Here is a 15,255-nt window from a genome sequence, read left to right as displayed (position 1 = left end):
GCGGACGACCGAGTCGGGGTGCCGTGTGGGGCTTGGCACACCGATGGCGACTGCGTGAATTTCATCGGCAGCCGCGCTCCACGAAGATTAACCTGGGTTTGCGAACTTCTTCAGGTTGGTGAGTTTGGCGAACTCGGTAAACCCGCCATTGTCCTGTCAGGCATTGCGGCCGTCGCACCGACCCATTCCGGTACGACCTCGGCTAACCGCAGAACTACTAGGAACCATCGACAGGGTGTGGCGCGACGCAGAGTGAATTGTGCGGATCGCATGGTAGATCATCCCCATGTCCGTTCAGGGAGTGCCGGTTGGTCCGGTTGTGACGCCGGGCCGCAGCATTCTACGCACTCAAATGCCCGCCCGGGTGTGGATGGTGCCGCATGCGAAAGGTATCCGGCGTCACGCCGGGGCCGAGGTGAGTTTCTTCGAAAAGATGACCTTGTCATCGCCGTCGTGATAGAAGTCCGCGACCTGGGCCGCAAGCCGATAGCCGTTCTTGAGGTAGAACTGCCGCGTCGGTTGATAGTGCGGCAGCGAACTGGTTTCGATCAACAACAATCGCCCCCTGCGGGCTCGAATGTCTTCCTCCGTGGCTTCGAGCATTTGCTTTCCGAACCCACGGCCCTGTTGTCCTTTCTCAACGGCGATCCACCACACCTCCCACGTATTGTCCGTCATGGCCACCGGGGCGAAGTAAACGAACCCCTCGACGCGGTCGGCGACGACGTACGTGCGACTAACATGCCCTTCCCCTTCATTCACGGCGTGGTAATCGTCGAGAACTTCGCGGAGGGCCACGATTTCGTGCGGTTGGAACACGCCCGTGCGGTCGGCCAAATCCACGAGAATATCGGTATCGTCCGGCCGCGTGGGCCGTAGTGTCACGTTCATAAGTTCCTGTTCTTGTTCAGTTTGTGCGAAGAATCACGCTCTAACGGCAGGGATCAGCGGTTGGAGATTGGAATACCGATCCCCGCCCCACTTGCCAACGGGTTCGAAGGCGGTAGCATTTTCTCAATCGGATGAAGAGTTTAGTTACGACTCAATGAAAGTGAATCATGCCGCGTAAAGCTAAAGTCTCGGCCTCGGGTCAGCGTCTCATTCGGGTCCGCAACCGCAACAAGCGGACGATGTCCGGCGCTCCGGCCGGTTACGAACCGCGCCCGATGTTCATCGACTACAAGGATGTCAACACGCTCAAGAAGTTCGTGACGGGCCAGGGCAAGCTCATGTCCCGCAAGCGGACCGGTCTTTCCGCAGCCGCACAACGCTGCCTGTCGAAGGCGATCAAGCGGGCCCGCTTCATGGCGCTCCTGCCCTACGTCGGCGACTGAGTCGGCTTGCACACCGCCAAAAGCAAAACCGAGTTCCTCAAGGAACTCGGTTTGCGTTGGTACGGATGGTCAATTTGGGTTACGATCGCGTCAGGGGAATCTCATCCACCGTGACGCCCAACTTCGTGCCCTCGACTTTGATGACCTTCTGCTCGATCTGTCCGTTCGACCCATCCACGTATTCCACGGTCACTTCTTTCTTATCACCACTCAGCGAGTCCCGTAATTCATCGAACTTTTGTGTTCGCTTGCCGTCCACGGCAAGGATCACGTCCCCCCGTCGCAATCCGGCGGCCTTGGCCGTGCCGTCGGCCTTCAAGTCGGAGATGCGTAGCCCCGTTTCCGTCGCCGCCGAGGGAGCCGGAGTCGGTGTCACAGACGACTGAACGGTCGTGGGCGTACTGGGCACAATGATCGTACTCGGAGTCGAATACGTCGGGGGGATTACAACGGTAGGGGAACTGTAATAAGTCGGCGAATTGTAATAACCGCTGCCGTATCCACCACCGTAGTAGCCGCCAAGGCCACCCCCGTACCCGTAGCCACCTCCATAGCCACCCAACCCGTAGCCGAGACCGCCGTAACCGTAGTTGCCGTAACCGAAACCCAACCCGCCAATGCCGATCCCGAAACTACTGTACCCGCCCCGGTAGCCGCCGTAATACCCCCCGCCGTAGCTAGGGTGGACGACTCCTCCGCCGTGGTAGGCTCCGCCACTGTGATACGCTCCACCGCTGACGTGCCCGCCCCCACCTCCCATATGCGCACCGCCGCCGCCGGCATGACCGCCCCCGCCGTGACCGCCGCCATGCTGAGCCATCGCGGGTAACGACGTTAGTACCAACGCCGTTCCCACGGAGAAAAGCTGTAGAAGTCGCATGATCGTCCATCCCCAGATGTGAAGAAGAGGGTGTCAAAAAGGGCGGAGGATTTTTCGACAGGAACCGTAAGTTCTCAACAAATTGTACGGTCTCAAGCGCCCGCCTGATTGGGCGGTCCGTTAGATTTTGCGGGGAATTCCACTCACTGAGACTGAACTTTCCGTTCAAACCCAACAGCAGAAGCTCGTCTAAACGGGCGTGGAGGCAAACCGGTCACGGATGAGGGTTGAGCAAGAAACGAAACGGCCAGGAACGTCGTCCGCTGGGACCAGCGGACGAGGCGAGAAGGAGAAAGTGTTCGCGACAGTGCAGCCGTTACGAGCGGCGCTTCTTGCCCCCGCGGGTTGGGATGACCAGCGAGACGGCTTGAACGAGAGCGGGTGACAGCCGCAGGACGTTACTCGCCCGGTCGAACTGAACCGCGAGTGTGTGGTCCGTTGGGTGAACCAGGATGTCCGAGAAGGCGTCCTTCCACACCCACCCCCGCTCCAACATGGCCATGACCTGTTGCCCGGCGTCGAGTCGAGTCGGCATGTTCGTTACTCCTGATGAAGAGAAGCGAAACGGTAGCGCGTCGATTGGGCCAGAAATGCAGCGTTCTCGCGAGGGCGATCGGTCCGGCAGCGGGAGATGGCACCGGCTAGAGCGGCGGCCATTGCTTCTCGATGCCTTCTCGTTCGATGGCTTTGACATCTTCAACCGTGACGCCGAACTGGCGGGCCGCTTCCGTTCGGGATTGGGCCACAAGTGTGCCGGCGTCTTGAGCCTCGATGATGGCCCGGAAGATTGCCTGCCGTTGCTCGTCGTTGGTCGTCGTTGTCATGTCGCGAGATCCTGTGCGAAGGTCTGCGGGTTCATGATACAACCCGCGGACGGCGATAGTGTCACAAATCGCCCGACTCTCGTCGTGGTCAGCGCCGTCTTGACTTCATAAGTCGTAAGGAATACCCTCTCGAACCCGTCGTTGACCTCACTGGTTTCATCATGGATGTTGTCGCATCGGCCGTCGAGGGCGTTCGGCCGACTTGGTATCGGGTTCTGCGCATCGCCTTGTCTCTCGCCCCCCTGATTACAGTCCATTTGGCCCTCGTGGCAACGTTCTACGTCCCGGTCACGCTGATCAGTCTGGTAATCCTGTTCGTGATGACCCGAATCAGTGGCCTCGGCATCACCGTCGGGTTCCACCGCTACCTCTCGCACCACGCCTTCAAAACCTCGCGGTGGTTTCAATTCGTCATGTCCGTCGCCGGCTGCACGGCCCTTCAGAAAGGGCCGCTCTGGTGGGTCGTTCACCACCGCGAGCACCACATGCACTCCGACACCGCAGGCGACGTCCACTCGCCCGTGGTCGACGGTTTCTGGTACGGGCACTGCGGCTGGCTGTTCGCCCGCGACCTGATGAACCCGGACCACGGCAACGTCCGTGATTTGCTGAAGTTCCCGGAACTCGTCTGGCTCGACCGGCTGTGGATGATCCCCGGCATCCTCGCTGCCGCGGCATGCTACACGATCGACGGGTGGAGCGGCCTCATCTACGGATACTGCCTCAGCACGGTCCTCGTGTTCCAGGTTACGTTCGCGGTCAACTCGGTCGGCCACCTGTGGGGTCGGCAGCGGTTCGACACCGGCGAAGGGAGTCGCAACAACTGGCTATTGGGCTACTTGGCCATGGGGGACGGGTGGCACAACAACCACCACCGCGCCCCGACCTCGGCCCGGCACGGGTTCGCGTGGTATGAACTCGACTTGAGTTACCTTGCCATCCGCATGCTTCGCCGAATGCGGGTCGTATGGGCCGTCCGCCAGCCCTCGGCTCGCGTGTTGGCCGGCCTGACATCGGCGTCGATCCCGACCGTGATCCCGCCGCTCCACCACGAACAACACGAGTAAATGGCCACCACGCCGAACCGCCCGTATCACATTTGGCACCGGCGTCGCCTTATCCTAAACCGAACATCCAAGCGACGCGAGCCGGGCACGGGGAGGCACGACATGACGCGGAAAATCGACGAACTCACGCTCGACGACCTGCTCGAACCGTGCGATCGCTGCAAGGACGCGAAATCATCGGCCGAACTGTCCAAAGAAGCGGTCGCCGACCTCAGCGCCACGAAGGTGTTCTCGCTGAGTGATTCGGTGAATTGTCCCCTTTGCCACGGGTCGAAGCGGATGCTCAACAAGCTCGGCCTGCAAATCCGGCGGTTGGCCCTGCAACTCCGAGACAAAGGCTTCCTGCGGCCCTGAGACGCGATCCTTCAGCCCGCTGTAACGGACAGCCGCAGCTTCAGATTATCAGTTCTTGACGGCCCTTGGGGTGTGCACATCCCCCTGAGATTCGCCCAATCGGTACGTTCCGAAGAATCCCTCGACCGAAGTTATCGAATTCTGAGGAATTTCTACAGCCCGCGCCGTACTGTGTACCCGGCCACTCTATCTCCTAAACTTTACGGAGTGATGTCTTTATGCGTCCGCCTGTCAGGAAATGGCTCGTCGAGAGCCTCGAAGAACGTGACATGTGTGCCGTGTTCGCTGTCGCACCGTCCGGGGACGACAACAGCGGCTTGGGCACGGCGTTGGCCCCGTACCGCACCATCCAGAAGGCGGCCAACGTGGCCGGGAGCGGAGACTCGATCCTCGTCGCTGGCGGGACGTACACCTACGACCCGTCGCAAGACACCGTGCCAATTCAGCAACTCGCCACAAAACAAGTCGTCACCATCTTCAACAAGGTGCTCAACATCCTGGGTGGGTTCACCACGGCCGACGGTTTCAAGGCCTCGAACCCGCTAGCCAACCCGGTCATCATCGACGGGCAAAACCAGGTTCGAGGACTGCAGATCGTCGGGATCAACCAACCGACCGGCGGCACGATTCAAGGCATTACCTTCCAGAACGGCCTCGCCACCCCTCTGACCGTCGGCACGTCGACGGACAAGACGTTCTCGTTCGGGGGCGGTGCGTTCGTGAACATGGGCACGTCGCAACAGGACACCACGCCCATCGTCTTCCAAGACGTCACGTTCCAGAACAACAAGGCGATCGGGTTGACCGGCATCGCCTCCGACCCGACCGCGAACTTCGGCGGTGGCGGGGCGGGCGGCGGTCTGGAGATCCGGTTCGCGAATAACGTCCAACTCACGAACGTCGTCTTCCGCAATAACCTCGCCCAAGGGGGCGTTGGGAACGAACGCGGCGGGGTGGCCCCTGGCGGCGCGCTCCACCTGGACAACAGCAAGGTGACCGCGAACGGTGTCGTGTTCGACGGCAACCAGGCTCTCGCAGGGAACGCGGCCGGTCCAAACGCACCGGGCGTCGCGAGCGCCGTGGGCAACCAGTTCAGTGCCGACGCGACCGGCGGGGCGGTCGCGGTCCAAATCAACAGTACGTTTGACGCCACGAACATCGTCGCCACCAATAACGTCGCCATTGGCGGCAACGCCGACCGCAACGCGGGCGACGCCTACGGCGGGGCCATCTTCGCGGAAATCTCGACGGTGACCGTCCGCGACGGCATTTTCATCAACAACATCGCCCGCGGCGGGGTCGGCGACGACGGGTCGTCCGGCGGCGGGGCCATCCACACCGACCGCGGCAACACCACGATCGACCGCGTCAAGTTCCTGAACAACCTGTCCGCGGCAGGCGATCTCAGCCCCACGGGCGGGATCGGCACCCTCGGGGCGGCCGGCGGCGGGGCCATCCGCACCACGACGAGCACCACCCAACCCGACCGCAACACGGTCATCCGCAACTCGGTCATCGCGAACAACTCCGTTATGGCCGGGCCGAGCGCCCCGGCGGGGGCCCCTGGGGGGGCCGCCGCCGTCTGGCTCCAGGGCGTGAACGCGACCATCGATCAAACGACCATCGCGAACAACTCCCTCGACCCGAAGTTGTCCTTCGGTGAAGCGATCTTGCTGTTGAACGACGGGGCCGTCACCCAGGCGGTCCTGAACATGAGTTACAGCACGTTGACCGGCCACAACTTGGCGGGGTCCGACATCACACTCTTCCGCGGGACGACGGTCAACCTGAACAAAAACCTGTTTAACAACGTCTCGACAAACGGTGACACGTTCTCGGAACCGCTCGGCGGCGGGCCGTCCAACGCCCTCGGCGTCGTGAACGGGTTGAACACGACCATCCGCGGGGCGGACCCGAAATATAAGTCGCCGAACAGTCCGAACTTCAATTACAGCATTGCCACCGGTTCGCCGCTCATCGACGGGGCAACCGGCAGTACGATCGCCGTAGACATCTCCAACGCGGCCCGTCAGGGGACGCCGGACATCGGGGCATTCGAGTTCGGAACGAGCGGGGCTGCTCCGCTTTTGGCACAGGCCGTCGGTGCGGCCGTGACAGTCGGCCCAACGGTGCCGAACGTCCCGCCCCCGCCGCCACCACCACCCCCGCCCCCGCCGCCCCCGCCGGGAACGGTCAAGCCGGTGCTCGTGGGCTACCCGCAGTTCGCCGTCGGGACGGATACGGGCCGGGGCACGGCCACCCTGTACAACGCTGACCAGTCCGTTCGGTACACTGTGACGCCGTTCGCGGGGTTCACTGGGGGCATCCGGACGGCGGCCGCCGACTTCAACGGGGACGGCATCGCCGATCTCGTGGTGGGGACCGGCCCCGGTGCCGCAACGCAGGTGCGCGTTCTGGACGGTACAACCCAGGCCGTGTTGTTCTCCGTGGCCCCGTTCGAGGCGGCCTTCACCGGCGGCGTCTACGTGTCGGTGGGCGACGTGACGGGCGACGGCGTCCCGGACCTCGCGATCACGCCGGACGAAGGCGGCGGCCCGCGGGTCGACCTGTACAGCGGTGCGGTTGGGTTCCCCAAGCTCATCAGCTTCTTCGGCATCGACGACCCCAACTTCCGCGGCGGCGCCCGGTCGAGCATCGCAGACATGAACGGGGACGGGACCGGCGACCTGATCGTCGCCGCCGGGTTCGGCGGCGGGCCGCGCGTCGCGGGCTTCGACGGCAAATCGCTGGCCGGCACGCCGACCAAGATTTTCGGCGACTTCTTCGCCTTCGAGCAAGCACTCCGTAACGGCATCTTCGTGACGGCCGGGGACATCAACGGCGACGGGTTTGCGGACCTCATCGCCGGTGGCGGACCGGGCGGCGGGCCGCGCGTGTTGGCCTTGAGCGGCAAAGACTTGATCACCAACACGTACACTACCCTAGCGAACTTCTTCGGCGGTGACGTCAACAGCCGCGGCGGCATCCGCGTGACGGTGAAGAACTTGGACGGCGACGCCAAGGGCGACCTCGTCGTCGGGTCGGGCAACTCGGCCGGCAGTCGCGTCACGGCGTACTTGGGCGCGAACATCTCGGCCAGCGGAACGCCCTCGACCCGGCTCGACTTCGACGCCGTTTCCGGGTTCACCGGTGGTGTGTTCGTCGGGTAACGCAAGGTTCTCTTCGATCACTTCCGGGCCGTGAGGGTCATCCCTCGCGGCCCGATTGCATTTCTCCCTTACTTTCCACATTCGATCGCCGCAATTCCGTTTAAACCGCCTGTACCGGAAATGCCGATTGGAGACATTGGGCCAGCGGCGGCGCACCCTTGCCGTTTCGATCCCGATTCTCCGAGACGCCATGAAAGAGTTAGCGAAACTCGCCGTGCCGATTCCGACCGGCGGCCGCGCCGCGCCGCACTCACAGTCCATGTCCGCCGTCCGGGTGGCGGTCTTCGTGACGTTTACGGTGTTCGCTCTGGTCTTCGCATTCCGGCCGCACACCGCAGAACTGGACCTCGTGGCGAGTTGGTCCGCACCGATCCCGAAGGGCGACGTGATTTGCAATTGGGACACGGGCGGCGGCTTCAACCAACAAGAGTGGCTGCGGAGTCCGCTGGTGCCGGACGGCACGGGCCAGGCATTCGGCTTGAAGCTGCCCAACCACAAAATCCACCAAGTACGGTTGAGGACGTTCTTCGTCGGGCAGACCGTACCACGGCCCGATCGGGTATCGGCTGCGCAGGGGAAGCAGCAAAGCCCCCTCACGCCCTCGGCAGAGCCGAGCCGCGAGCGTGCCGACCGCCAGTTGCAAGCGGCCGAGTTCGACGGCAAGGGCAGCCGCGTCGCGTTCCCGGACCCGTTGCGCGCCGATGCCTCGGAATCCTTCTCCGTGTCCCTCTGGTTTCGGCGGACCGCTCAGCCTTACGGCGTTCAGGAACTCATCAGCACCTGGACCCCCCAATCGCAGGCGAACGCCTTCTTCCTGGGGTGGACGCCCGACGGCAGTTGGCGGTTGTCCTCAAAGTGCCAAGGGATTTCCGTTGGCCCGACCGAGCCCGATCGATGGTATCACGTGGCCGTCACGCACACCCCCCGGCGGACGCGCCTGTATCTGAACGCGACGCCGATGGCGGAGATGCAAGACCTCGTCCTCGACACCACTGGGCCGCTCGTCCTGGGCCGCCAGGGTGCTCTCGCGGCCGAACAGTTCTCGGGGGCGATGGGGCCGCTCGTCGTTCACCACCGCGAGTTGAGCGAAGACGAGATCGCGACACAGTTTTACTCCGCCCCGGAAGCCGACGGCGGGCAGCGGTGGGACGCTTTGGCGGACGGGACGAACCGCACGACCGACGGCGAACGACACGATGTCGGCAAGAAGCCGTTGTCTGCGGCTGACCTCCCTCGGCTTGCCGATTCCATCTGCCCGGTCGATGCCGGAAGCCAAACCACGCGGGGCAATCGGTTTCACCTGCTCGCTCAGGGAACCCTGGCCGTCTTGGCCGGCCTGTTCGCGGGGTTCGCTGTATCCCTCGGTCGCGGGTACACCTGGAACGCCCGGTCCCTGGTCAACCCGCTCGCCTGGTCGCCGTCGGTCCAGCACTTCGCGACGTACTTCCTGCTCTGCACGGGGCCGTCGTTTGCGGTTCTGGCGGCCTTCTTCCCCGGCTTCTTCAACAACGACGCCGTCGAATGCTGGAGCGAGGCCAGCGGCGGGATGATGAACGACATTCACCCCACGGTCTATCACCTCCACACGAAAATCCTGAAGCTCCTCTGGGACTCGCCGGCCGTGATGACGGTGTTCCAGACCGCCATGATGGGCGCCGCGTTGGCCGCTTCCTTGGCTTACGCCCGTGCCGCCAGGGTTAACAAATATCTGGTCGCCCTTGCGGCCGTCGGCCTGGGTTGCGCACCCGCCCTGGTCGTCTACAACTGCTACCCGCAGAAAGATGTGCTGTCGTCGGCTCTGTGCCTGGTGTGGGCACTGACCGCCTACCACTTGCACCGGAGCAAGGTTCTCCACGGGGTGCGGGCCTACCCCCGCGAGATCGTGTTCGCGTTTGGGGTGCTGCTCGGGCTGTTCGCGACGATCCGGTACAACAACAATCTCAGCCTCCTCGCGATCCCCTTGATCTTCGGCGCGTTACGCCTCTTGCGCTGGCGGCAACTCTTCTCGCTGACGGCCGTGGCGGTGTTGACGTTCGTCGCCGTGCAAATCGGGCTGCCCCGCGCCTTGAACGTGACCCGCGTCAACCCGAACTTCTTTAACGGGATGGCGATGACGAACCCGTTGGCCGCGCTCGTGCGACACACGAGTGCGGGGATCGAAGGGACGTTGTCTCCCGAAGATCAGACGCGGTTGCAGGCCGTCCTGGGGCTGCCGTTGGAGGCGTTCCGCGACGGGTACCAATCGCTCGACGCGAACTACCTGTTCTATCGCCCGGACTGCCGGATCGGCTCTCTCGAATCACCGGAGGATCGGGCGTGGCTCACACGGTTCTACATCCGGCAGTTGGGCCTGAAGTACCCGCACGTGTTCATGGCCGACCGCACGGTGATGTTCACGAGTGCGATCTGGGCTCCCCTCTACACGACCTTCGACTTCCGGCCGCAGTTCCATCTGATCCGTGGCGGCGTCGGCATCAACGGCTACGGCTTCCGCGACGCCTCGCTGCTCCCCAACTTGCAGCCCCGAATTGGGCGGCTCCTTCAAGCGACCGAACGGCAAAAACCCATCTGGTGGAACAGCGGCTTCAGTTTGCTGGCCCTTGTTCTCGCGCTCCTGCTCAACCGTTGGGTGCCGTCGTCCGCGGTCTTCGCCTTAATCGTCCTGGCCCAAGTTCCCGTGCTATTTGCGGGCCTGCCGATGTCGTACTTCAAGTACGTTCACTTTCTTTACCCGATGGGTTTGATCGTTTCGTTGTTGGCCTACCTGGAAGCAACAACCCGCGGTTCGGTCCGCCCGCCAACACCCGCACCCTCCTGATGAATGCCAACCGAACAGCTGCCGTTGTGGCCGCGGACTGAGATTTCCGCCGCGGCCGATATGCATCCTCTGCAACTTGTTTAACAAATATAATTACAATTGTTAATTTGTTAATTAATAAATATTAACAACTTTTACTATTGTACCGACTGTCGCATATATAGCTCTCAGTCAGTGACGTCCACTGACGGCTTTCCACTGTTTGCGATGAGAGGATTTCACGATGTTTCGCCGAGTTGTTTGCGCAATGGCGGTTTTGCTGGGCCTTTCAGCCCTCACCGCGTCGGCTCAGCCGATCGGTAACTACACGGTTTTAAGCGAGACGCTGGTCTTGACGTCCGACTACGTCGAAGTGGACGGCGACTTCCCGACGAGTGCCCACGAGGGCGGCGGGTGGATGTCGGCCATTTGGGTGACGGAATACGTCGATGAGTTCGACAATTACGGGACGTTCATCGAGAACAAGTCGCCCTACGCGACCTTCTCGGTGGACGACACGGACGTGTACTACGTCGAGACGGGGACGACCCTCCAACCGGACGGCTTGGTCGTCGCCCCCCTGTACGTGGACTGTATCGAGGGGTACACGGAAGTGACGGTGTCTTACGGCGGTCAGACGGTCTACGGGTATATCGTCGTTCGCGGGCCGGACTGGAAGCCGCCCATCGAAGATGAACGGTAAGCGGTCGGAATTCAGAAGGGCCGACGGAGTTCGACTCCGGCCGGCCCTTCGATTACTTCGCCAGGGAGTAGCACATCAACTGCTCGTCGTTCCGCACGAACACGCACTTGTCCGCGAACGCGGGGTGCATCCAGACCACCTTCCGCCCGCGAGCCATGGTGTTCGTCGGGTCGATCAAGTGTGCCCGACTCAGTTCCTCGTAGCCGGTCGGACTCAACTTCGCGAAGATCAAATCGCCCTGCTCGTTGAACAGAACATATCGGTCGGCCTGCTTGACGATGAAGGCATGCCCCCAGCGCTCGGACTGTGTGTTCGGCTCCGGGTTCTCGGCGACCGCGGCCGGCGTGCGCTTCCCCCTCGTCGCCTGCATCGTGGTCCACTTCCGCTCGCCGGTTGCCGTCACGAGTCCGCGTAACTCGCCGTGACTGCAGACGCCGAAGGTGTAATCTCCGTCGATCACCGGCGTACACATGATGGCACTCAGGTCGCGCGTCTGGTTCGGCATCTCCCCCTTCGCGGCACTCTTCCAGACTACTCTGCCGATGCCGTCCGTGATTTTGAGGAACATCGAGCCGTGATAAAAGGACGTAACGAACAGCCCGTCGTCGCCGACCTTGCGCGGCATCGGCACGTTGAGCGATGCCTTCAGATCCCACGGCACGCCCCAGAGCTTGGTTCCGTCCTTCGGGTCGAGGCCGAGCAGAGCGCGGGCATGCCAGACGATCAGCTGCCGCTTGCCGCCGAACTCGTAGATCACCGGCGGGCAATAGCCGAAATCGCCCTCGCAACTCTGCTTCGCCCAGTTGACCTTGCCGGTGTTCTTGTCGAAGGCAATGACGAGGCGGTTGTCCGAACCCCCGGCCACACAGATAAGGTTATCTCCGTCCACCAGCGGATGGCACGCGAAGCCCCAGACCGGCACCCGCGCATCGAAGTCGGTCACGAAGTTCTTCTTCCAGACGAGCGTACCCTTCCCCGCGTCCAAGCAGGTAAGGTCGCCCATCGCGCCGAGGGCGTAGACTTTGTCGCCGTCCACCGTCGGAGTGCAGCGCGGCCCGGCCGCGTAGCTGATTTGGTAGGTACAGGGGTACTCGTACTTCCAGAGTTGGTCGCCCGTCTTGGCGTCGAGGCACAGTACGCGCTCGCTGCCGCCCACCCTGCTCTGGCGGTCGAACGGGTTGGTCGGGTTCGCCACGCCGTCGCCGAGAACGCGGTCCATGAGGAACAGCTTCCCGCCCGCCACCGCCGGCCCGCCGTAGCCGATGCCGACCGGCTTCTCCCAAAGCTTCTTCGGCCCGTCCGCCGGGAAGGTATCGATGAGGCCGTCCTCGCGCCACACGCCGTCACGCTTCGGACCCAGCCACTGTGGCCAATCGTCCGCCCGCGCGATGCCCCCACCCAGCAGAATCAGACTCAGGAGTGCGGTGCGCATGGGGCCGTTCCTTCCGAAAACGAGATTCCACCGCGCGGCCGTCCGGTTGATGGTCACGCGCGTTTATCTTACAGTGATGGTTGATGGCGTACGCGCCACGAGACGATTTCCACCCGGCAAGGTGACGCATGTTCGAAGGGATTACCCGCGGCCTCTCCGATGCTTTCAAGAAACTCCGCGGCCGCGGCCGACTGACGGCGGAGAACATCAAGGAAGGTCTTCGCGAGGTCCGGCGGGCGCTGCTCGAAGCCGACGTGAACCTGACCGTTGTCACCGAGTTCATCGCGCGGGTCGAAGCGAAGTCGGTCGGCCAGGACGTTTTGGAACGGGTCGACCCGTCCGAACAGATCATCAAGATCGTCTACGAGGAACTCGTCGGCCTCATGGGGCCGGTCGACCACAAGATTCCGCAGCGCGGCGACCGACCGGCCGTCCTCATGCTCTGCGGCTTGCAGGGGTCCGGCAAAACGACGACCGCCGCGAAGCTCGCCCTGACGCTGAAATCCCAGGGCCGCAAGCCGTTGCTCGCCGCCGCCGACTTGCAGCGCCCGGGGGCCGTCGAGCAACTTCAGACGCTCGGCCAGCAGATCGGCGTGCCGGTCTACAGCGAGAAGACGAGCCCGGTGGACGTGTGCAAGAACGCCGTCGCCCAGGCGAAGAAGACGCTCTGCGACACCGTCATCCTCGACACCGCCGGCCGGTTGCAAATCGACGAAGAGTTGATGAGCGAGTTGAAGTCGATCGACAAGCTCGTGAAGCCGGACGAAGTGTACCTCGTCGTTGACGCGATGATCGGGCAGGAAGCGGTCAACGTCTCGAAGACCTTCAACGACGCCCTCGAACTGAACGCCGTCATCCTCACGAAGCTCGACGGCGACGCCCGCGGCGGGGCGGCCCTCTCCATCAAGCACGTCACCGGCGTGCCGATCAAGTTCGTGGGGATGGGCGAGAAGGTCGATAAGCTCGAAGAGTTCCACCCGGAGCGCATGGCCGGCCGGATTCTCGGCCAGGGCGACATGATGGGCGTGGTCGAGAAGATCGCGGCCATCCAGAAGGAGATGTCGGAAGAAGATCTGAAGAAGCAGCAAGAGAAGCTGTCGAAGGGGAACTTCACGCTCAACGACTTCCGCAAGCAGTTCGAGATGATCGCGAAGATGGGGATGAAAGACCTCATCAGCCGGATGCCGGGGATGTCCGAGATGATCCCGCCGGGCGAGGACCCGGAGCAGGCGTTAAAGCGCGTGCAGGGGATGATCGACTCGATGTCGAAGAAGGAGAAGGCCGACCCCGACCTGATCGACCAGAGCCGCCGCCGCCGCATCGCCGCCGGGGCGGGTGTCGAACCGCAGGAGGTGAAGCAGTTCCTGACACAGTTCGATCAGGTGCGGGCGTTGATGAAACAGATGAGCGAGATGTCGATCTTCCAGAAGATGAAGATGATGTCCGGCCTCGGCAAAGCCGGGGCATTCATGCCCGGCGGGATGGCCGGCATCAAGACGAAGGGCGACACCGGCCACCGCAAGAGCGCGAAGGAGCGGGCCGAAGATCGCAAGAAGAAGAAACGGGGCCGATGATCGTTTAGGCGCGACGCGGAGGCTCTGCGCGGTGGAGCGCGGGCCAGTGGGATCAACCCGAGAGAAAAGTCATGTCCACAGTCCTCACGCCAACTCTATCGGCGGTCCGACAAGTTCCGCCCAAGAAATGGACGGTGAAAGAATTCCATGCCCTGGGCTCGACCGGCAAGTTCGAGGGGCGACGTCTCATCCTTTTACGCGGTGTCATTCTGGAGCAGGGCATGATGAAACCGCCCCATGCCGTGGCCGTTGGCGTAGTTCTGGAGGCCCTGGGTTTCCTCCTTCCTCTGGGCTTCTGCGTTCGGGTCCAGTTGCCATTAGTCTTGTCGCTCGACACCGACCCAATGCCGGACATTGCCGTTGTCCCGGGCAAGCAGCGCGATTACGTGATTGACCACCCCACAAAATCCCCACTCGTCATCGAAATTAGCGATACCACTTTCGACACGGACGTGACAGACAAGGCCGAGTTGTACGCCACCGCCGGTATTGCCGATTACTGGGTACTCGATTTTGAATCACGGCAGTTGCTCGTCTTCCGCGATCCCGTTCCTTTGCCGGCCGGCCTCGGTGCGACGGCGTATCGCGATCGATCAACCTACGGTCCAACCGATCCCGTCGCCCCACTCCACTTCCCGGCCGTGAGTATCCGGGTCGCCGATCTGCTGCCGTGATCGATTTTTGTAAGCTCTGTGGCCGACAATTCCTTCCGTTCCTACACTAACGCATCTGAGAATACTGCGCCTCCGCCGAGGATTTTGACCGTGGCTGTTGTGATTCGCATGAAACAAATGGGCCGCACGCACCGTCACTACTACCGCATCGTGGCCATCGACAAGCGGCAGCCGCGTGACGGGAAGGCTATCGAAGAATTGGGCACCTACGACCCGCACGTGACCGAAAAGGAAAAGCGCGTCACCCTCGTCCCGTCCCGCATCAAGTACTGGCAGAGCGTCGGCGCGATCGCGTCGGAGCAGTGCCAGGCGATCTTCAAGAACTTCTTGAAGAAATGGGAAGGCCTTGAAGCCGAGGCTGCCGCCAAGAAGGCTGCTACCGCGGCCGCACCAGCCCCCGCCGCGAGCTAAGTTCCTCCCGTGAACGCCGTCGGGCCGTCGAAGAT

General features: G+C 62.6%; 14 protein-coding genes. 9 read left to right on the top strand and 5 right to left on the bottom strand.

Features of this window, described 5'->3' with window-relative positions; translation table 11 throughout:
- Positions 1–399: 399 nt before the first annotated feature.
- Positions 400–891 carry a GNAT family N-acetyltransferase gene (locus tag PX52LOC_RS25285; protein ID WP_149112693.1) on the bottom strand — a complete coding sequence of 164 codons (492 nt, stop codon included), beginning with the start codon at positions 889–891 and terminating at the stop codon, positions 400–402.
- A gap of 167 nt (positions 892–1,058) precedes the next feature.
- Between PX52LOC_RS25285 and rpsR the strand changes: the two genes are divergently transcribed.
- On the top strand, positions 1,059–1,334 hold the full coding sequence (rpsR, locus tag PX52LOC_RS25280) for a 30S ribosomal protein S18 (RefSeq protein WP_390635553.1): 276 nt from the start codon (positions 1,059–1,061) through the stop codon (positions 1,332–1,334).
- Between the two features lie 79 nt (positions 1,335–1,413).
- Here rpsR and PX52LOC_RS25275 read toward each other — a convergent pair whose 3' ends face one another.
- The 3 genes from PX52LOC_RS25275 to PX52LOC_RS25265 form a co-directional block, all read right to left on the bottom strand.
- Positions 1,414–2,214 (bottom strand): PDZ domain-containing protein, encoded by an 801-nt coding sequence (locus PX52LOC_RS25275; protein WP_149112692.1) that lies wholly within the window; start codon positions 2,212–2,214, stop codon positions 1,414–1,416.
- 316 nt (positions 2,215–2,530) lie between these two features.
- Positions 2,531–2,749 (bottom strand): hypothetical protein, encoded by a 219-nt coding sequence (locus PX52LOC_RS25270; RefSeq protein ID WP_149112691.1) that lies wholly within the window; start codon positions 2,747–2,749, stop codon positions 2,531–2,533.
- Between the two features lie 106 nt (positions 2,750–2,855).
- Positions 2,856–3,038, bottom strand: coding sequence for a hypothetical protein (locus PX52LOC_RS25265; RefSeq protein WP_149112690.1), 183 nt, complete (start codon positions 3,036–3,038; stop codon positions 2,856–2,858).
- Positions 3,039–3,304: 266 nt separating this feature from the next.
- Here PX52LOC_RS25265 and PX52LOC_RS25260 point away from each other — a divergent pair, with 266 nt between their 5' ends.
- The 5 genes from PX52LOC_RS25260 (at position 3,305) to PX52LOC_RS25240 (ending at position 11,129) form a co-directional block, all read left to right on the top strand.
- Positions 3,305–4,105, top strand: coding sequence for an acyl-CoA desaturase (locus PX52LOC_RS25260; RefSeq protein WP_246173794.1), 801 nt, complete (start codon positions 3,305–3,307; stop codon positions 4,103–4,105).
- A gap of 102 nt (positions 4,106–4,207) precedes the next feature.
- Complete coding sequence (locus tag PX52LOC_RS25255) at positions 4,208–4,459, top strand: hypothetical protein (protein ID WP_149112688.1); 252 nt, start codon at positions 4,208–4,210, stop codon at positions 4,457–4,459.
- A 218-nt stretch (positions 4,460–4,677) separates the two neighbouring features.
- Positions 4,678–7,629, top strand: a complete 2,952-nt coding sequence (locus PX52LOC_RS25250; protein WP_149112687.1) for a beta strand repeat-containing protein — start codon at positions 4,678–4,680, stop codon at positions 7,627–7,629.
- 190 nt (positions 7,630–7,819) lie between these two features.
- The gene (locus PX52LOC_RS25245; protein WP_149112686.1) at positions 7,820–10,447 is read left to right on the top strand and encodes a LamG domain-containing protein; all 2,628 of its coding nucleotides are present in this window, start codon (positions 7,820–7,822) and stop codon (positions 10,445–10,447) included.
- Between the two features lie 247 nt (positions 10,448–10,694).
- On the top strand, positions 10,695–11,129 hold the full coding sequence (locus PX52LOC_RS25240) for a hypothetical protein (RefSeq protein WP_149112685.1): 435 nt from the start codon (positions 10,695–10,697) through the stop codon (positions 11,127–11,129).
- Positions 11,130–11,181: 52 nt separating this feature from the next.
- Here the strand turns inward: PX52LOC_RS25240 and PX52LOC_RS25235 are convergent, their stop codons facing one another.
- On the bottom strand, positions 11,182–12,561 hold the full coding sequence (locus PX52LOC_RS25235) for an outer membrane protein assembly factor BamB family protein (protein ID WP_149112684.1): 1,380 nt from the start codon (positions 12,559–12,561) through the stop codon (positions 11,182–11,184).
- Positions 12,562–12,689: 128 nt separating this feature from the next.
- Between PX52LOC_RS25235 and ffh the strand changes: the two genes are divergently transcribed.
- The 3 genes from ffh (at position 12,690) to rpsP (ending at position 15,220) form a co-directional block, all read left to right on the top strand.
- The gene (gene ffh, locus PX52LOC_RS25230; RefSeq protein WP_149112683.1) at positions 12,690–14,135 is read left to right on the top strand and encodes a signal recognition particle protein; all 1,446 of its coding nucleotides are present in this window, start codon (positions 12,690–12,692) and stop codon (positions 14,133–14,135) included.
- Positions 14,136–14,206: 71 nt separating this feature from the next.
- Complete coding sequence (locus tag PX52LOC_RS25225) at positions 14,207–14,809, top strand: Uma2 family endonuclease (protein ID WP_149112682.1); 603 nt, start codon at positions 14,207–14,209, stop codon at positions 14,807–14,809.
- Positions 14,810–14,899: 90 nt separating this feature from the next.
- Entirely contained in the window at positions 14,900–15,220 is a 321-nt protein-coding gene (gene rpsP / locus PX52LOC_RS25220) for a 30S ribosomal protein S16 (RefSeq protein ID WP_246173463.1), read from the top strand.
- Positions 15,221–15,255: the final 35 nt, after the last annotated feature.

It is taken from the genome of Limnoglobus roseus, assembly GCF_008254045.1.
Taxonomy (GTDB): Bacteria; Planctomycetota; Planctomycetia; order Gemmatales; family Gemmataceae; genus Limnoglobus; species Limnoglobus roseus.
Note: the sequence above shows the minus strand (reverse complement) of the source record. Positions and strands in the feature narration are given on the sequence as shown.